This window comes from Mycobacterium sp. SMC-13 (genome assembly GCF_045311035.1).
In the GTDB taxonomy this organism is placed as follows: Bacteria; Actinomycetota; Actinomycetes; order Mycobacteriales; family Mycobacteriaceae; genus Mycobacterium.
In genome coordinates this window covers 22,724-39,557 of sequence record NZ_JBJIAI010000024.1, presented here as the reverse complement: position 1 = coordinate 39,557, position 16,834 = coordinate 22,724, and the positions used below count along the sequence as shown (strand labels likewise).

Here is a 16,834-nt window from a genome sequence, read left to right as displayed (position 1 = left end):
AGTCGAGCACGGCCCCCGACGTGCGGGGGCCGTGCTGCGCTGGTGCTATTGGTTGCGGGCAGGGACGAAATCGATGGGTGCCCCGGCCGGGATGAGTTGTTCGGTCTCGACGCTGGCCTCGAATTCCTGGATGAATCGGTAGGCGTGTTGCATCACCCACCACCGCACCCAGGTCTGGTTGACGGCCTCGCGTTCCTTCGGGTCCTCGAGGAGGTTGGTGATGCGGGCGAAGCCCAGCGGGATCTCGGGATCATGGAAGTGCTGCTGCCGTTTGAAGTTGATCTTGAACTGTGACCACTTCACCGCGTGCAGCTCCTCGTTGAGCCAGACCATGCAGCCGTCACGCTTGGATTCCTCTGCACCGCCGAAGAATTCGCGTTGGTCGATGCCGTCGATGATGCGGTCGTCGGGCACATCGCAGCCCACCCAGCGCAGCAGGGTCGGGAACATGTCGGTGACGTGCACCATCTCGTTGCTCTCGCGCACCGGCACGTGACCGGGCCAGCGGATCAGGCACGGTGTCCGGATGCCACCCTCGGCGGAGCTGAAGTAGGAGCCGTCGAAGAAGCCCGCGGTACCCCGGCCGGCCAGATGGTCCTCGGCGCCGTTGTCACCGGCCATGATCACGATGGTGTTGTCCTCGATGCCCAGCTCGGCCAGGTAGTCCAGGATGCTGCCGAAGTCGTTGTCGAGCATCAGCAGTGAGTCGCCCCAGTTGCCGTTGGTGCTCTTGCCCTTGAACTCGGGACGGACCTCCATCGGGAAGTGCATCAGCGAGTGGTTGTGGTACAGGTAGAAGGGCTTTCCAGCGTCGACACTGCGCTTCATGAAAGCCTTTGCCCGACGGTCATATTCGCCGTCCACCTCACCCTTGAGCTTGACCGTGAGCTGCTGGTCGGTGGTCTTGACGCCACCTTCCTTGGTGCCGTCGTACATGTAGGAGTAGCCGTCGCGTTCGGCCTTGTACCAGGGGTCGTCGGGCCACAGACATTCGTCGTAGGTGCGGGCCGGACCGTACCACTCGTCGAAGCCGTGATCGGTCGGCCAGCGGCCGTCCTCGGCGCCGATGTGCCACTTGCCGAAACATGCGGTGGCATAGCCCGCTTCGGACAGGATGTCGCCCATGGTGCGTTCCCACGCGACGATGCCGCCGCCGTTGCCGCCGAGCGCGATGGTGTGGTTGCCGGACCGGATCGGGTACCGGCCCGTCATCAACGCCGAACGGGTTGGCGTGCACTGCGGTTCGACGACGAAGTGCGACAGTTTCAGCGATTCGGCGGCGAAGGCGTCCATTCTGGCCGTGTCGGCGCCGCGCAGGATGCCGCCGCCGTAGCAGCCGAGCTCCCCCATGCCGAGATTGTCGACGTGAAAATAGACGATGTTGGGTTGTTCGGGCATGGCTGTACTACCTCTCTATCGATTGCATTAATCGGTAAGGGGTTCGGGTGATTGATTGCAGAGGTGCCGACTACGGTGGCGGCGGCGCGGAATCTCTTGCGGCGGTGGTGATCAACGAACAGCGGTCGCCGCGGTACCGCACGGTCTCGAGGTCGAAGGGTGTGCCGTCTTCGAGGTGGGTCAGCCGGTGCAGCAGCAGAAGCGGTGCGCCAGGACGGATTTGCAGGAGCTTGGCGGTGTCGGCGTCGGCCGAAACCGATTCCACGGTGATCTCGGCCCACCCCAGGCGCATCCCGAGTTCGGTCTCGATCAGCGCGAAGACGTCCTGGTCGGCCAAATTGGCGTCGACGGGGATGGCCCCGATCCGCAACGACGTGGTGTCCAGGGACAGTGGTACGCCGCCGACCGACCGCAGGCGCTCGATGAAGAGAATCGGCGCACCTTCGGGCACTTGGAGTTTCGCCGCGACGAATGGTGAGGCGACCGACTCACGCGCCGACATCACTGTGTTCTCCACCGGAAGTTGATGCCCGGCAAGCGATTCAGCGAGACCTTCTAGTCGGTCGATCCGCTGGCTGAGCTTCGCGCCGGTGACGAACGTCCCGGCGCCCTGCACCCGGGTGATCAGCCCCTCACCGCGCAGCAGCTCCAGCGCCTCACGAATTGCGTTGCGACTCACGCCCAATTCGGCGGCCAGCTCGTTCTCCGGCGGCAGCATCGGGCGCGCTGCGGCCAAGCCTCCGTACACGCCGTCGAGGATCTGGCCACGCAACACATCACGCGCCCAGCGGGCCGCGTCGGCGCGGGTGCCCGCATACTCCCGGGCCGCAGGACGGGGAAAGTCCTTCGGCGGGATGTGCGGGCGGCGGGTCATGACCTCACTGTGCCACCGATGACCACGGGTGGCGATACGTAGCGTGTTACGCCACCTGATCTCAGGTAAAGCTCTAGGCCAGGGACTATGCGGCGGCGTTTGGGCGCCGCTTTCGCCACCTCAGTCCGCGATGCAGCGGAAGCCGATGTGCGACGTCGCGCTGTCCTGCGACTGCGACGACCGCGCCGCGGGCCGGTAACGGTGGCAGTACTCGGGCGCGCACAGGTGCGAGCCGCCTTTGAGGGTCTGCATCACCGACGGGTCACCGCCGGGCGGCGGACAGCAGCCGGACACTTCAGGAGCGGCGCTGTGCCGTGGCGTGTACCGGGTCGTGGTCCATTCCCACACATTGCCGATCATGTCGACCAACCCAAAATCGTTGGGCGGGAACGTGCCAACCGGCGACGTGCCGACCCAGCCTCTTGCGCCTGTGTTGCGGTACGGGAATTGGCCCTGCCACGTGTTGGCCATCAGCTGGCCGTCCGGCCGCACTTCGTCACCCCAGGCGTAGGCCGTGGTCGCACCCGCGCGCGCGGCGTACTCCCACTGCTCTTCGGTGGGCAGCCGCCGGCCCGCCCAGGCCGCGTACGCTGCGGCGTCCGGGTAGGCGACCTGCACCACCGGATGATCGAGGCGGTCGGCGATCGACGACTCCGGCCCGAACGGATGCTGCCAACTTGCCCCGGGCACCCACGCCCACCATTGCCGCCAATTACGCAGATCGACCGGGCCCGCCGTGGGGTGGAACACCAACGCCCCGGGGACGAGCTCATCAGCGGGAACGCCAGGGAAGGCGGCCGGGTCCAGCTCCTGCTCAGCGACGGTGACATACCCGGTGTCCGCGACGAATTCGGCGAACTGGCCGATGGTGACCGGGTGCCGTTCGATGGAGAACGGCGCGACGGTCACCTCGTGCACCGGCGCTTCCTCGGGGTAGAAGTCCTGTGAACCCATGCGGTACGACCCGCCGGGGAGGTCCGCCAGTTCCGTGAGCATTCCGACAGGTTAACCAGCCCACGAACGATGCGCCTGTGAGGTTTCGTGCCACAAGGCTCCGCCGATAGACCAGACTGGGACCATGACGGATACCACCGCCACCCGAGTCGCGGTGTACCTCGACTTCGACAACATAGTCATTTCTCGCTACGACCAGGTCCACGGTCGCAATTCGTTTCAGAAGGACAAGGCCAAGGGACTCGAACCCGACAAACTGACCCAGGCCACCGTCGACGTCGGCGCGGTTCTCGACTTCGCATCGTCCTTCGGCACGCTGGTGCTCACTCGCGCGTACGCCGACTGGTCCGCCGAGGTCAACGCGGGCTACCAGCAGCAGCTCGTCGGTCGGGCCGTCGACCTCGTTCAGCTGTTCCCGGCGGCCGCCTACGGCAAGAACGGCGCCGACATCCGGCTCGCCGTCGACGCCGTCGAAGACATGTTCCGGCTGCCCGACCTCACCCACGTGGTGATCGCCGCGGGCGACTCCGACTACATTCCGCTGGCCCAGCGCTGCAAGCGGCTCGGCCGGTACGTGGTCGGCATCGGCGTAGCCGGGTCCTCGAGCCGCGCGCTCGCCGCGGCCTGCGACGAGTTCGTCACCTACGACGCGCTGCCCGGCGTGCCCGTCCGCGAGCCGTCTCCCGAGCCGGCCAAGCGCGCCCGTCGCAGCACCAAGTCCGAACACGACCCCCAGGCCGCCGCGACCGCCCTGCTGACCCGTGCGCTGCACATCGGGTTGGAGAAAGACGACGTCGACTGGTTGCACAACTCCGCGGTCAAGGCGCAGATGAAGCGCATGGATCCGTCGTTCAGTGAAAAGGCTTTGGGATTCAAGTCTTTCAGCGATTTTCTGCGCTCCCGCACCGACGTGGTCGAGTTGGATGAGAGCTCGACGACGCGCATGGTGCGGCTGAAAAGCGCGCACTAACGAAGGAAAAGAGTGCGGGCGGTGGGACTCGAACCCACACGTTCTTTCGAACACGGGCACCTAAAGCCCGCGCGTATCGCCAATTTCGCCACGCCCGCGACCCTATGAGGATAGCGGTACAGCACAGCCAGAACTTGTCGGACCTTCGTCGTACGTTGAACCCAACGCTTGATGGAGGGCAGATGCGCAACCTCGACGAGTTCGATCATGTTCAAACCCTCATCGCGACGGGCAAGAATGACTGTGCCATCGCACGCGAGACCGGCATCCCCCGGACGACTATCCGCGGTTGGCGGCGACGCCCACCGACGAAGCTTGTGAAGCTGGATCGTTCGTCGCCCTGCGGGGTTCTGCACAATTTCGGCCTCCTGCCAGCCGGGCCCTACGCGTACCTGCTCGGTCTGTATCTCGGCGACGGCAACATCTCACGCGCGCGCAAGATCTGGCGGCTCCGAATCACGCTCGACAGGAAATACCCCGCCATCGTGCAACGCTGCCGCGAAGCCATGGCAGCGGTAATGCCCGGACAACAGGCAGGAATCGTCGGACGAGTGGGGTGCGTTGATGTCTCGATGCACTCGAAGCATTGGCCTTGCCTTTTCCCGCAGCACGGGCCCGGCAAGAAGCACGATCGCCTCATTGCACTCGAACTGTGGCAGCAGGACCTGGTCAGCCAAGCCACCGAAGAATTCGTCCTCGGCCTGATCCACAGTGACGGCTGCCGCGTCGTCGCCAACGATCGCGGCGTCATGAGCGTCCGCTACCACTTCACAAACCTGTCCGAAGACATCGTCGATCTGTTCACCGGCGCGCTGGACCAACTCGGTATCCACTGGCGGCGGTCTTCGAGAAAGCAACTCTCGATCTACCGCAAGGCAGACACCGCTCGCCTGGACGAATTCATCGGGCCAAAGAGCCGCCCGGTGCCGTGGCCATGCATCGAACCTCGGGCGTCCTAGCAGGCACGAATCGCAAACCCAAACCCGCGCGCGGTACCGTTGCCATATGTCCACTACACGGCGTAGGAGGCCGGCGCTCATCGTGCTGGTGACCGTCGCTGCCCTGGGCTGCATGGCCCTGGCCTGGTGGCAGTGGTCGAGGTTCCAGTCGAGCGCCGGCACTTTCCAGAACCTCGGCTACGCGCTGCAGTGGCCGATGTTCGGCGCGTTCTGCTTCTACGGTTACTACAAGTTCGTCCGCTACGAGGAAGCGCCGCCCGAGCAGCAGCCCAAGAGCGAGCCCACCGAAATCCCCGAGGGCCTGCTCCCCGAGCGCCCCAAGGCCGCCAAGGACACCGCGGACCCGACCCTCAACGAATACAACGCCTATCTGGCCGAACTGGCCGAGAACGACAAACAGGACAGGACCACCACATGACCGAGTCGCAGCCGACCACCCTGTCGAAAGACACCATCCGCAAGGCATTGACCGCCTACCGCGTGATGGCCTGGGCGACCGGTCTCTGGCTCATCGCCCTCTGCTACGAGCTGGTCGCGCACTACATCTTCAACGACGCCAGCCTGAACTGGATCGGCATCGTCCACGGCTGGGTCTACTTCGCGTACCTGCTCTGCACGTTCAACCTGGCGGTCAAGGTCCGCTGGCCCCTCGGTCAGACGATCGGCGTCCTGTTCGCCGGCACCGTCCCGCTCGTCGGCATCATCGTCGAGCACTTCCGCACCGAAGACGTGAAGAAGCGCTTCGACCTCTGACCGTCAGCCCAGGTGCTTGAGCACCTCGACTGCCAGCTGCTCGCCCTTGTCCTCCTGCAGGAAGTGCGACGCCCCTTCGATCCGCACTTGCTCGTCGACCGTCGGAAGCAGGTCTACGAACGCCTCGCCCGCGCGCGGATACGGGAACACTGGGTCCTGGTCGGAGAACGCGACCAGCGCCGGCTTCTCCCACCGCGACAGCGCGTCGGTGACGGCCTTCATCTCCGTCGCGCCCGGGGCGTCCTCCGTGATCGGCACCAATAGCGGGAACTGCGCGGCGCCGGCCTTCGATTCCACCGTCGGGAACGGCGCGTCGTAGGCAGCGACAACCTCTGGTGACAGGTCGGACGTCGTCGCGCCCTGAATCACGAAGCCGACGGGCAGGTCCGGGTTGGCCTCCGCGAACGCACGCCACGCCATGAAGCCTTTCGACACCCGGCCGGTGAACAGCCCGGTGTTGAAAATCGCCAGTGCGCCAACCTGATCCGCGTTCTCGGTGGCCCAGCGCAAGCCGATCGGTCCACCCCAGTCCTGCACCACCACCGTGGCGTCAGTCAATCCCAAGCCGCCCAGCAGCCGGGTGACCAAGTCGACGTGCCGGTCGTAGCTGTACCACCGGCGGTCGGTGGGCTTGTCCGAACGACCGAAGCCCGCGTAGTCGGGCACGATCACCCGATGGCCGGCCTCGACGAACGGACCAATCATCTTGCGGTACAGGTAAGCCCACGTCGGCTCGCCGTGGAAACAGACGATGGGCTTGCCGTCACGGGGCCCCTCATCGAGGTAATGCATGCGCAGCCCGTCGACGTCGACGTAGTTGGGGGCGAAGTCGTAGCCCGGCAGATTCGCGAAGCGTTCGTCGGGTGTACGGAAGACCTCAGCGGTAGTCATGTCGTCAACTTGCCACTAGTTGACCGACCGGTCAACTAGTAATTACGATTCTCAGGTGCCCCGAAGTTCCGATGCCCGCGACCGCCTGGTCGCAACCGCCGCACGCCTGTTCCTCGAACGCAGCTATCAAGCCGTCGGCGTCGATGAACTCTGCCGCGCGACCGCCATCAAGAAGGGCAGCTTCTACCACTACTTCTCGTCTAAATCAGAGCTCGCCAAAGCCGTTGTCGACTTACACGCCAAGGCATTTCAGCGCCAGCTGACCGGCTCCCCCACCGCGTCGCCCGCCGACAAGCTACATGCCATCCCGGACGCCATCGGCGCCATCCAGTCGGCCCTCGAAGCGCAATTCGGCCGTGCCGTGGGCTGCCCCTTCGGCAACTTCGCCGCGGAGCTGTCCACCACCGACGACGATCTGCGCGAGCACCTGGCGCACATCCTCAAGACGATGGAACACCACATGGCGGTCATCGCCACCGAGGCCGCAGCGGCCGGAGCGCTGCGCCCCGGCACCGATCCGCAGCAGCTCGCGCACGCCCTGCTCGCGCAGTATCAGGGCATCATCCTGCTGGCGAAGCTCAACGACTCGGGCGTCGCGCACCTCGCCCCCGCACTGCATGGCTTCATCGACGGCTATCTGACCGAGCCGAGCAATCTCTGACGCTGGCTACCGTCGAGACCAACTGAGTGGCGGAAAATGGGCTCGATGATCGCCGCGCAGTTGGTCTCGGCAACTTTGTCACGACGCCTGGCCCCACAACGCGCCATTGAAACGCAGATCGACGTCGTCCGCCACTCCCCGCGCTGCACGTGCACGGGCGATACGTCGCAGCACCACGCCCGCAGGGTCGCGCGACGTCACCCGGATGACGAGCCAATCCATTTCGACCATCTCCTCGACCCGCGCGATGTCCTTGCGAACCTGCTCGGGATCCATGTGATGCCTACCCTCGTACTCGACGGCGATCATCAAATCCGGCCATGCGAAGTCGACAACGCCGATCAAGGAGCCGTACTCGTTGCACACCGGATACTGGCTCTCCGGTTTCGGGAATCCGGCCCGAATGATCAACAACCGCAACAACGTTTCTTGCGGCGACTGCGCCTTCGGGTCAACGAGGGCTACGGTTTTGCGCGCCTGCACTATCCCCCGCTTGCCTTTGTGGCGCTCCGCTGCTGCCGCAATGGCGGCAACCGACAGCCTGGCGGCCCGCGCCAAGGAATCAATCGCCGCGACAGCTGGATCCTCCGGAAGTCTGCGCGCCAGATCGACCGCGGTGCGCGATGCGGTCGTCAGACGCATCTCACCGATCTGGCATATGTCGCCATTGTCGAGGTCGTCCTCCCAGACCACAACGCCCCGCGCGGGGCGGCTATACCGGTCGAAAATGTGCGCAGGGCAATCCGCGCCGATAAACCGCGCGCCATGAAAAGCCGCAGCGGAGTAGCCACCGAGCACACCCCGGCGCTTCGACCGCAGCCACGCCGCTTTCGCGCGCATGATCGCGGTCGGCCTCGTGCCTCTCGGCACGTAGACGTCCTTGTGCACGGCGACAAAGTTCGTCCGCAACTGATGCCGGGTCAGGCGTCCTGCCGACAACGCCTCACTCCCTATGAATGGCTCCCCCACCGGTGCAGTGTGCGCAGCCGCGCGCAGCTCTCGCCATTACGAGCGAGCTGAGCCTGTGGATAACTCCGGCGAAACCAACCGGATGGCGGAAATCGGGCTCGCCAATCGCCATTCAGTTGGTCTCGGCGACTTCGTGCGACAACGCGCCCTCAGGAACCAGCCAACTCCCGCAGCGCCGGCACCAGCTGCGCCAGCGCCCGTCCGCGGTGTGACGCCGCATCCTTCTCCGCCGGCGTCAGCTCCGCCGCCGACACCGAACCACCGGCGGGCACGAAGATCGGGTCATAACCGAAACCACCCGAACCCCGCGGCTCACGCGCGATGGTGCCCGGCCATTCGCCCCGCACCACCACAGAACCCGACGACGACACCAGCGCGCAGCACGACACAAACGCGGCACCGCGACGCTCGTCCGGCACGTCCTGAATCTGGCCCAACAACAGCGTCAGGTTCGCCGCGTCATCCCCGTGCCGCCCGGCCCACCGGGCCGACAACACCCCGGGCATGCCGTTCAGCGCGTCGACCGAAACCCCGGAATCGTCTGCGACACAAGGGATTCCAGTGGCCGCAAAGCCATCACGAGCCTTAGCCAACGCGTTCTCTTCAAACGTCGCGCCGGTTTCGGGTGCCTCGGGGAACGCCGGCACATCGTCCAACGACAACAAGTTCAGACCCGTGATGCCTGCGGCGTCCAGCACCCGTCGCAACTCCACAAGCTTCTTCGCGTTGCGCGAAGCGACGAGGAGCTCAGGCACCAAACGCCTTCTTGGCCGGCGCTGTCGACTCCGGCAGCACACCCGGGTACGGCAACTCCAGCGCCTCACGCTGCAGCGCGAACAACTGGTCGCACGCCGCCAGCGCGGCATCGAGAAGCTTGTCCAGCGTCGACCGCGGGAACGTCGCACCTTCGCCGGTGCCCTGCACCTCGACCAGGGTTCCGGTGTCGGTGGCGACGACGTTCATGTCGACCTCGGCGCGCGAGTCCTCCGTGTAGGGCAGGTCCGTGCGGACCCGGCCGTCGACCACGCCGACCGACACGGCTGCGATGGCACACGACAGCGGGCGCGGATCCTTCAGTCGTCCGGCGGCGGCCAGATAGGTGACGGCGTCAGCCAGCGCCACGTAGGCGCCGGTGATCGCTGCAGTGCGGGTACCGCCGTCGGCCTGCAGCACGTCGCAGTCGATGGCGATGGTGTTCTCGCCGAGGGCGCTGAGGTCGATGCACGCGCGCAGCGAGCGGCCGATCAATCGGCTGATCTCCTGGGTCCGTCCGCCGACGCGACCCTTCACCGACTCGCGGTCGGAGCGGTCATGCGTGGCGGCCGGCAGCATCGCGTATTCGGCGGTCAGCCAGCCCAGCCCGGAACCCTTGCGCCAGCGCGGCACACCTTCGGATACCGAAGCGGTGCACATGACCCGCGTCTCGCCGAACTCCACCAATACCGACCCTGCCGGGTGCTTGGTGAATCCTCGGGTGATCTTTACCGGGCGGAGTTCGTCGTCAAGGCGACCGTCTTCTCGTCTGGACACCCGACAACCCTAGCGGGCCGCCGTCAGCGCGGCGGCGGCTTACCGGCTGGTGATGTCGAACGACTCGTTGCACACCACGGCGTGCACGGGTCCGTCGAACTCGGCTTTGGCCTCGCTGATGACGTCCTCGCGGGACGTCCACGGCGGGATATGCGTCAGCAGCAGCTCTTTGACGCCGGCCTCGCGGGCCGCACGCCCGGCCTCGGTGCCGGACAGGTGCAGCTTCGGCGGACGGTCCGGCGAGTCGGTCCACGACGCCTCGCACAGGAACACGTCGGCGCCACGGGCCAGGTCGATCAACGCGTCGCAGTAGCCAGTGTCGGCGGAGTAGACGAGCGTCGCGCCGGACGGATCGGTGAAGCGCATGCCATAGGACTCGGTCGGGTGGCACACCAGTCGCGGCGTCACGGTCAGCGAGCCGATCTCCACGTCCTGGCCGTCGACCCAGACCTGAATGTCGAAGATGTCGGTGATGTCGTCGATCTCGCCGCCCTCGGGCGACGACGCCGCACCCAGCCGGTGCCAGGTGGCCGCCGGGCCGAACATCAGCGCGCGGCCAACCGGAGGATTCGGGTGATACCGACGCCAGACGAACAGCCCCGGCAAGTCCAGACAATGGTCGGCATGCAGATGTGACAGCAATATATTTACGGCGCCCGGATCAGCATGACGCTGCAGTGCGCCGAGTACGCCCCCACCGAAGTCGATAACCATCGGCGTGGTGTCCGGAGCGGTCAGCAGATAGCCCGAGGCCGGAGAATCCGGCCCACCCACGCTGCCGGAGCAACCGAGAATGGTGAGGCGCACACCCCTAGCTTGCCACGTCAACACGTCCTGCGACGAAAAGACGGCACCATTGGGCGGCCAGTTTCTCGATTGGTCCCGAAAGCGATACCGGTCACGCTTCCGGCAACACCGCGTGCGGCGAATTCGAAATTCAGCAAATTACGTCGGAATCGACGGCAGAGCTGAACCCTTACGCCGTTCGCGCGCTTCCCTTTCCGGACTGCTCAGCAAATACGCGGCGAACACGCCCGCGATGCCACCGCACAGATGGCCCTGCCACGACACGCCGAATGTCCCCGGCAGCGCGCCCCACAGCACACCCCCGTACACGAACAACACGATGATGCCGACGACGATCTGCCACGCGTGCCGCGTGAAGAACCCGAACACGATGAGGAACGTCAGCCATCCGAAAATCAGCCCGGACGCCCCGATGTGGACGGACTCCACACCGCGCGGCGCACCGATGTTGCCGATCAGCCAGGTGCCGAAGCCACCGAGAATCCAGATGATCAGCGTCGCCCCGAGGAAGCGGCCCATGCCCGCAAGCGTCACCAGGAACCCGAGCACCAGAGCCGGGCCGGTGTTCGCGATCAGGTGCGCCCAGTCGGCGTGCAGCAGCGGCGCCCACAAGATGCCCCAGAGCCCGTCGGTCTCCAGCGGCCGGATGCCGTCCTGATTCAGCTCCTGGTTGTGCAGCGCGTCCCAGCCCTCGATGAGCCACAGCAGCGCGACGAAGCTGATGATCGTGACGCCGCCGACCTTCCACGGCGCAGGCGGCTTCGGCTTCGACGACGTGGGCGACAGGTCGTACGTCATGCGCGCTCCGCTCCGCTACTCGCTGGCGTCATAGAGCCAGGTTACCGGCGCGGCGCCTTATCCGAAGGCTCCCGGCAGCAGGCCGCGGTAGGTCGGGATATCGGCGATCGACTCGGCGGCCAGCACGCCGACCATCACGGCGGTCGCGAGCGCGTCGGCGGCGGCCGCCCCGATCTCGGAGATGAGTCGCGTCTCCGGGTTCATCTGTTCCGGCGTCGCGGGGTCCGGCTCGATGCGGACCCGCCCGGTCGCGAGCGCGAAGACGGTGTCACCGTCGACGGCGGTGTGCGCCGGACGGATGGTGTGGGCGAGGCCGTTGTGCGCGGCGACGGCCACCTTCTTGCATCCGGCCGGGCTGAGGGCGGCGTCGGTCGCGACGACGGCGATGGTCGTGTTGAGCGGCTTCGGGTCCTTCACGCGGATGCGGTACGCCTCGATCTGGTCGGACGGCGGAGGCTGTAGCCCGAAACGCGCGATCTGGTCGGCCGCCCAGGGCAGGCCGGTCTGCGGGTCGACGACGTGGCCCGCCGCATTGACGATGACGAGCGCGCCGACGGTGACGCCGTTGTCGAGCGTCACCGACGCCGTGCCGAGACCACCCTTGAGCGCCCCGGCCCGTGCACCCGCGCCCGCGCCCGCGTTGCCGGTGCGCACGTCGGTGCCGGCGTTGGCGACGGCTGCGTAGCCGAACTCCGCCGTCGGCCGTTTCGCCCACGCGCCGACGGGCAGATCGAAGATCACCGCCCCTGGCACGATGGGCACCCGACCGCCGGGCATCTTCACCCCGCGGTCGTGCTCCTCGAGCCACGTCATGACGCCGTCGGCGGCGGCGAGCCCGAAGGCGCTGCCGCCGGTGAGGACGATCGCGTCGACGTGCTGCACGCTGTTGGACGGGTCGAGCAGGTCGGTCTCGCGGGTGCCGGGCGCTCCCCCACGCACGTCGACCGCCCCGATGGTCCCTGGCGGAGCGAGGACGACGGTGGTGCCGGTGGCCCAGCCGCCGCCCAGGGTGGCGTCTTCGATGCGGTCGTGATTGCCGACGAGGATGCCGACGACGTCGGTGATGGAGCCTGTCACCGCTCGTCCAGCAGGCTCAGCACCAGGTACTCCTGCAGATACGTCAGCCACTGGTACACCTCCAGATGCCCCGCCATCGGATGGTCCGGCGAAAGCCGTTGTGGCCCATCGGGTCCGATGTCCAGCATGGCGCCGAGAGCCAGACGGACATCGTTGATCGCGGCCGCCCAGGCCTCGGCCTGCTCCTCGGTGAGCTCGAATTTTCCGGCTGGGTCCGGCAGGGAATCCAGAAGCCGTTGGGCAGCTTGCCGTTTGGCGTCGACGATGGTGGGCTCGTGCAGGCTGCGCAGTGCACCGTTGAGGCTCTCACCGGCAGCGCGGCCGTCCGGGTGCTTGGCGGGATCGTGGTAGAAGTCCGGCAGCAGCCGGCGCATGGTGTCGTCGTCGGGCGCCTGCGACGGCCCGATCTTCATGCCCGTCAGCTCGGCGAGTTCGTCACGCGGTGAGGAGGATTCGCGATCGTCGAGCATCTCGATCAGCGAGCCGACCAGGTTGCGCAACATCGTGACCTCGTGAGCTTCCAGACCAGACTTGATTCGCACGCCCGACGACGTGTTGACCCGCTTCCACTTGCGCACCGCTCAGTGGTCCTGCTGCATGGTTGCCCACAGTCCGGCTGCGTGCAGTTTGGTGACGTCGACCTCCATCGACTCCCGGCTGCCCGCCGAGACGACGGCCTTGCCCTCGGTGTGCACCTGCATCATCAACTCGGTGGCACGCACCTCGCTGTAACCGAACAGCTTCTGGAAGACGTACGTCACGTAGGTCATCAAATTCACCGGGTCGTCCCAGACGATGGTCACCCACGGACTGTCCAGGCCGGCCACCTCTTCGACATCAGTCGCCGGGCTCGTCCGCGCGACCGGGGCACCCAGAACCATGAGCCCAGAATAGCCGGGTGGTTGCCGCTCGCAGAACCAGTACGGTGAGGTCTGTGACCGCCGCGTTGCTGACCGACAAATACGAGCTCACCATGCTCGCTGCCGCCCTGCGCGACGGCACCGCGCATCGCCGCGCGTCGTTCGAAGTGTTTGCCAGGCGGCTGCCCTTCGGGCGCCGTTACGGCGTGGTCGCCGGGACCGCGCGGTTCCTCTCGGCCCTCGCCGACTTCCGGTTCGACGACGCCGCGCTGGCGTCACTGGACTTCCTGGATGCCGAGACGCTGCGCTGGCTGGCCGACTATGAGTTCCGCGGCGACATCGACGGCTACCCCGAAGGTGAGCTGTACTTTCCCGATTCTCCCGTGCTGTCGATCCACGGCACGTTCGCCGAGTGCGTGATCCTCGAGACCCTGGTGCTGTCGATCTTCAATCACGACACCGCGATCGCCTCGGCCGCGGCCCGCATGGTCAGTGCCTCCAGCGGCCGGCCGCTCATCGAGATGGGCTCGCGGCGCACGCACGAGCAGGCGGCCGTCGCGGCCGCGCGGGCCGCGTACATCTCCGGGTTCTTCGCGTCGTCGAACCTGGAGGCACAGCGGACCTACGGTGTCCCCGCGCGGGGCACCAGCGCGCACGCCTTCACCCTCGTGCACACCGCGACGAGCGGCCCCGACGAGGTTGCCGCGTTCCGCGCCCAGGTCGACGCGCTGGGCGTCGGGACCACGCTGCTGGTGGACACCTACGACATCACCCAGGGTGTGGCCAACGCCGTCGCCGTGGCCGGGCCCGAGCTCGGCGCGGTGCGCATCGACTCCGGCGACCTGGGCGTCATGGCCCGCCAGGTGCGCGACCAGCTCGACGGCTTGGGCGCGACCAAGACCCGCATCGTGGTGTCCGGCGACCTCGACGAGTACTCGATCGCCGGCCTGGCCGCCGCACCCGTCGACGTCTACGGCGTGGGTACGTCCGTGGTCACCGGCTCCGGCGCGCCGACCGCATCGATGGTCTACAAACTGGTCGAGGTCGACGGCATGCCCGTGGCAAAACGCAGCAGCCACAAGGAATCTCACGGCGGCCGCAAGGCGGCCCTGCGGCTGGCGAAGGAGTCCGGAACCATCGTCGAGGAAGTGGTGCACCCCGCCGACGCGGTTCCCTCGGAGGACGGCCGGGTGCTGACGGTGCCGCTGGTCCGTTCGGGTTCGGTCGTGTACGACTCGTCGCTGGACGACGCCCGCGCGCGCGTCGCGGCCGGCCTGCACAGCCTGCCCTGGGACGGACTCAAGCTGTCCGCCGGCGAGCCCGCCATCCCCACCCGACTGGTGGGCGCGTGACGACCGACGTTGCCGCGCTGCTGTCCATCGCGGTATCCGCCCTCGGCGGCGCCGAACGCAGCGGCCAGATCGAGATGGCCAAGGCCGTGGGCAACGCCTTCGACAAGGGCGAGCACCTCGCCGTCCAGGCCGGGACCGGTACCGGAAAGTCGTTGGCGTACCTGGTCCCGTCGATCGCGCACGCCGTGGCATCGAATCAGCCGGTGGTGGTGTCGACGGCGACCATAGCGCTGCAACGCCAGTTGGTGGACCGCGACCTGCCCCGCCTGGCCGATGCCCTGGCGCCGCACCTGCCCCGCCGTCCCGAGTTCGCGTTGCTCAAAGGCCGCGGAAATTACCTATGCCTCAACAAGGTTCACAGCGGTGCCTCCGTCGAGGAGGAGCTCCCCCAGGAGGAACTGTTCAACCCCGTCGCCGCCTCGGCATTGGGCCGCGACGTCAAGCGGCTCATCGAGTGGTCGTCGGACACCGAGAGCGGTGACCGCGACGAGGTGATGCCGGGCGTGCTGGACCGGGCCTGGTCACAGGTCAGCGTCGGCGCGCGCGAATGCATCGGCGCCACCCGGTGCCCTTACGGCACAGACTGTTTCGCCGAGAAGGCCCGTGCGAAGGCCGGGGCGGTCGACGTCATCGTCACCAACCACGCACTGCTGGCCATCGACGCCATCTCCGAGGTCAACGTCCTGCCCGAGCACCAGCTGCTGGTGGTCGACGAGGCCCACGAACTGGTGGACCGCGTGACCAGCGTGGCCACCGGCGAGCTGTCCGCCACGTCCATGGCGGTGGCGCACCGGCGGGCCGCCCGGTTGGTGGAACCCGAACTGGCAGAACGCCTCGAGGCCGCCATCGCCACCTTGGGTTCGGCCATCCACGACATGGAACCGGGCCGCATCGACGTGCTCGACGACGAGCTGGCCACGTACCTGACGGTGGTCCGCGATGCGACCGACAAAGTGAAGATGGCGATCGACACCGCGCCGTCCGATCCCACCGCGGCGGCCGCGCGCAGCGAGGCCGTCACCGCACTGACCGATCTGAGCGACACCGCGTCGCGCATCATCGACTCGTTCGTGCCGGCCATACCCGACCGCTACGACGTGGTGTGGCTGGATCGCGACGAGTCCAGGGGCTCAGTGCGATACATCCTGCGCGTGGCTCCGTTGTCGGTGGCGGGGCTGCTGCGCGGCCGGTTGTTCGGTGAAGTGACCGCGGTGCTGACGTCCGCGACGCTCACCATCGGTGGACGCTTCGAGTCGATGGCCCGGGCGTGGGGCCTGTCGGTGCCCGAGGACAGTACCGCGACGCCACCGAAGTGGAAGGGCATGGACGTGGGATCGCCCTTCTCCCATGCCAAGTCGGGCATTCTCTACGTCGCCAAGCACCTGCCGCCGCCGGGCCGCGACGCCGCTCCACAGGAACAGCTCGACGAGATCTACGAACTGATCACCGCCGCCGGCGGCCGCACCCTCGGACTGTTCTCGTCGATGCGGGCCGCCAAGGCCGCCGCCGAGATCATGCGCGAGCGCCTCGACACCCCCGTGCTCTGCCAGGGCGACGACTCGACGTCGACCCTGGTGCGCCGCTTCACCGACGACGCCGAGACCTCGTTGTTCGGCACGCTGTCGTTGTGGCAGGGCGTCGACGTGCCGGGACCGTCGCTGTCTCTGGTGATCATCGACCGAATTCCGTTCCCCCGCCCCGACGATCCGCTGCTGACCGCGCGGCAGCGGGCCATCGCGGCCCGCGGCGGCAATGGCTTCATGGCCGTGGCGGCATCGCACGCGGCGCTGCTGTTGGCGCAGGGTGCCGGGCGGTTGCTACGTAGCGTCAACGACCGCGGCGTCATCGCCATCCTGGACTCCCGCATGGCGACGGCCCGCTACGGCGGGTTCCTGCAGTCGTCGCTGCCGCCGTACTGGTCGACCACCGACCCCGTCCGGGTACGCAGCGCTCTGGAGCGGTTGGCTGCGTCGAGCTGACG

At 67.0% G+C, this 16,834-nt stretch carries 19 protein-coding genes and 1 tRNA gene; 7 read left to right on the top strand and 13 right to left on the bottom strand.

Going from position 1 to position 16,834, the window contains the following annotated elements; genetic code table 11:
- Positions 1 to 45: 45 nt before the first annotated feature.
- The 3 genes from ACJH6I_RS25985 to ACJH6I_RS25975 form a co-directional block, all read right to left on the bottom strand.
- Positions 46 to 1,398 carry an arylsulfatase gene (locus ACJH6I_RS25985; RefSeq protein WP_318987117.1) on the bottom strand — a complete coding sequence of 451 codons (1,353 nt, stop codon included), beginning with the start codon at positions 1,396 to 1,398 and terminating at the stop codon, positions 46 to 48.
- Positions 1,399 to 1,468: 70 nt separating this feature from the next.
- Positions 1,469 to 2,173 carry a GntR family transcriptional regulator gene (locus tag ACJH6I_RS25980; RefSeq protein WP_318987130.1) on the bottom strand — a complete coding sequence of 235 codons (705 nt, stop codon included), beginning with the start codon at positions 2,171 to 2,173 and terminating at the stop codon, positions 1,469 to 1,471.
- Between the two features lie 219 nt (positions 2,174 to 2,392).
- Positions 2,393 to 3,268 (bottom strand): formylglycine-generating enzyme family protein, encoded by an 876-nt coding sequence (locus tag ACJH6I_RS25975; protein ID WP_318987116.1) that lies wholly within the window; start codon positions 3,266 to 3,268, stop codon positions 2,393 to 2,395.
- A gap of 82 nt (positions 3,269 to 3,350) precedes the next feature.
- Here ACJH6I_RS25975 and ACJH6I_RS25970 point away from each other — a divergent pair, with 82 nt between their 5' ends.
- Complete coding sequence (locus ACJH6I_RS25970; RefSeq protein ID WP_318987115.1) at positions 3,351 to 4,196, top strand: NYN domain-containing protein; 846 nt, start codon at positions 3,351 to 3,353, stop codon at positions 4,194 to 4,196.
- A 13-nt stretch (positions 4,197 to 4,209) separates the two neighbouring features.
- Here the strand turns inward: ACJH6I_RS25970 and ACJH6I_RS25965 are convergent.
- Positions 4,210 to 4,294 (bottom strand) — tRNA-Leu (locus ACJH6I_RS25965).
- An 84-nt stretch (positions 4,295 to 4,378) separates the two neighbouring features.
- Here ACJH6I_RS25965 and ACJH6I_RS25960 point away from each other — a divergent pair.
- The 3 genes from ACJH6I_RS25960 to ACJH6I_RS25950 are packed head-to-tail and all read left to right on the top strand — an operon-like array spanning position 4,379 to position 5,908.
- Positions 4,379 to 5,155 carry a hypothetical protein gene (locus ACJH6I_RS25960; RefSeq protein ID WP_318987114.1) on the top strand — a complete coding sequence of 259 codons (777 nt, stop codon included), beginning with the start codon at positions 4,379 to 4,381 and terminating at the stop codon, positions 5,153 to 5,155.
- Between the two features lie 46 nt (positions 5,156 to 5,201).
- Positions 5,202 to 5,573, top strand: coding sequence for a hypothetical protein (locus ACJH6I_RS25955; RefSeq protein ID WP_135357557.1), 372 nt, complete (start codon positions 5,202 to 5,204; stop codon positions 5,571 to 5,573).
- A complete protein-coding gene (locus tag ACJH6I_RS25950) occupies positions 5,570 to 5,908 on the top strand; it encodes a DUF3817 domain-containing protein (protein WP_029119231.1) in 339 nt (112 codons plus the stop codon). The genes ACJH6I_RS25955 and ACJH6I_RS25950 overlap by 4 nt, the downstream gene beginning before the upstream one ends.
- Positions 5,909 to 5,911: 3 nt before the next feature.
- On the opposite strand, the gene ACJH6I_RS25945 is transcribed toward ACJH6I_RS25950, so the two are convergent.
- Complete coding sequence (locus ACJH6I_RS25945) at positions 5,912 to 6,799, bottom strand: haloalkane dehalogenase (protein WP_318987113.1); 888 nt, start codon at positions 6,797 to 6,799, stop codon at positions 5,912 to 5,914.
- Positions 6,800 to 6,854: 55 nt separating this feature from the next.
- Here ACJH6I_RS25945 and ACJH6I_RS25940 point away from each other — a divergent pair, with 55 nt between their 5' ends.
- The gene (locus ACJH6I_RS25940) at positions 6,855 to 7,460 is read left to right on the top strand and encodes a TetR/AcrR family transcriptional regulator (protein ID WP_318987112.1); all 606 of its coding nucleotides are present in this window, start codon (positions 6,855 to 6,857) and stop codon (positions 7,458 to 7,460) included.
- Between the two features lie 78 nt (positions 7,461 to 7,538).
- Here the strand turns inward: ACJH6I_RS25940 and ACJH6I_RS25935 are convergent, their stop codons facing one another.
- The 8 genes from ACJH6I_RS25935 to clpS form a co-directional block, all read right to left on the bottom strand.
- Positions 7,539 to 8,429, bottom strand: coding sequence for a hypothetical protein (locus ACJH6I_RS25935; protein WP_318987111.1), 891 nt, complete (start codon positions 8,427 to 8,429; stop codon positions 7,539 to 7,541).
- 149 nt (positions 8,430 to 8,578) lie between these two features.
- Positions 8,579 to 9,187: an RdgB/HAM1 family non-canonical purine NTP pyrophosphatase gene (gene rdgB, locus ACJH6I_RS25930; protein WP_406776191.1), complete on the bottom strand. Its 609-nt coding sequence runs from the start codon at positions 9,185 to 9,187 to the stop codon at positions 8,579 to 8,581.
- The gene (gene rph, locus ACJH6I_RS25925; RefSeq protein ID WP_029105438.1) at positions 9,177 to 9,959 is read right to left on the bottom strand and encodes a ribonuclease PH; all 783 of its coding nucleotides are present in this window, start codon (positions 9,957 to 9,959) and stop codon (positions 9,177 to 9,179) included. The genes rdgB and rph overlap by 11 nt, the downstream gene beginning before the upstream one ends.
- Positions 9,960 to 9,998: 39 nt before the next feature.
- Positions 9,999 to 10,766, bottom strand: a complete 768-nt coding sequence (locus ACJH6I_RS25920; RefSeq protein WP_318987109.1) for a cyclic nucleotide-degrading phosphodiesterase — start codon at positions 10,764 to 10,766, stop codon at positions 9,999 to 10,001.
- A gap of 138 nt (positions 10,767 to 10,904) precedes the next feature.
- Positions 10,905 to 11,564 (bottom strand): rhomboid family intramembrane serine protease, encoded by a 660-nt coding sequence (locus tag ACJH6I_RS25915; protein WP_318987108.1) that lies wholly within the window; start codon positions 11,562 to 11,564, stop codon positions 10,905 to 10,907.
- Between the two features lie 57 nt (positions 11,565 to 11,621).
- Positions 11,622 to 12,641, bottom strand: coding sequence for a P1 family peptidase (locus ACJH6I_RS25910; protein WP_318987107.1), 1,020 nt, complete (start codon positions 12,639 to 12,641; stop codon positions 11,622 to 11,624).
- Positions 12,638 to 13,219, bottom strand: coding sequence for a DUF2017 domain-containing protein (locus ACJH6I_RS25905; RefSeq protein ID WP_318987106.1), 582 nt, complete (start codon positions 13,217 to 13,219; stop codon positions 12,638 to 12,640). Before ACJH6I_RS25905 ends, ACJH6I_RS25910 begins: the two co-directional genes overlap by 4 nt.
- A 3-nt stretch (positions 13,220 to 13,222) precedes the next feature.
- On the bottom strand, positions 13,223 to 13,522 hold the full coding sequence (clpS, locus tag ACJH6I_RS25900) for an ATP-dependent Clp protease adapter ClpS (protein WP_212812475.1): 300 nt from the start codon (positions 13,520 to 13,522) through the stop codon (positions 13,223 to 13,225).
- A gap of 53 nt (positions 13,523 to 13,575) precedes the next feature.
- On the opposite strand from clpS, the gene ACJH6I_RS25895 reads away from it, so the two are divergent.
- Complete coding sequence (locus ACJH6I_RS25895; protein WP_406784746.1) at positions 13,576 to 14,853, top strand: nicotinate phosphoribosyltransferase; 1,278 nt, start codon at positions 13,576 to 13,578, stop codon at positions 14,851 to 14,853.
- Positions 14,850 to 16,832 carry an ATP-dependent DNA helicase gene (locus tag ACJH6I_RS25890; RefSeq protein ID WP_212812477.1) on the top strand — a complete coding sequence of 661 codons (1,983 nt, stop codon included), beginning with the start codon at positions 14,850 to 14,852 and terminating at the stop codon, positions 16,830 to 16,832. The genes ACJH6I_RS25895 and ACJH6I_RS25890 overlap by 4 nt, the downstream gene beginning before the upstream one ends.
- Positions 16,833 to 16,834: the final 2 nt, after the last annotated feature.

Bases quoted from the DNA above. Each gene is read 5' to 3' on its own strand.
- ACJH6I_RS25970 (WP_318987115.1), top strand. From the start codon at position 3,351: ATGACGGATACCACCGCCACCCGAGTCGCGGTGTACCTCGACTTCGAC.
- ACJH6I_RS25960 (WP_318987114.1), top strand. From the start codon at position 4,379: ATGCGCAACCTCGACGAGTTCGATCATGTTCAAACCCTCATCGCGACG.
- ACJH6I_RS25975 (WP_318987116.1), bottom strand. From the start codon at position 3,268: ATGCTCACGGAACTGGCGGACCTCCCCGGCGGGTCGTACCGCATGGGT.
- ACJH6I_RS25955 (WP_135357557.1), top strand. From the start codon at position 5,202: ATGTCCACTACACGGCGTAGGAGGCCGGCGCTCATCGTGCTGGTGACC.
- clpS (WP_212812475.1), bottom strand. From the start codon at position 13,522: ATGGTTCTGGGTGCCCCGGTCGCGCGGACGAGCCCGGCGACTGATGTC.
- ACJH6I_RS25915 (WP_318987108.1), bottom strand. From the start codon at position 11,564: ATGACGTACGACCTGTCGCCCACGTCGTCGAAGCCGAAGCCGCCTGCG.
- ACJH6I_RS25950 (WP_029119231.1), top strand. From the start codon at position 5,570: ATGACCGAGTCGCAGCCGACCACCCTGTCGAAAGACACCATCCGCAAG.
- ACJH6I_RS25985 (WP_318987117.1), bottom strand. From the start codon at position 1,398: ATGCCCGAACAACCCAACATCGTCTATTTTCACGTCGACAATCTCGGC.
- ACJH6I_RS25945 (WP_318987113.1), bottom strand. From the start codon at position 6,799: ATGACTACCGCTGAGGTCTTCCGTACACCCGACGAACGCTTCGCGAAT.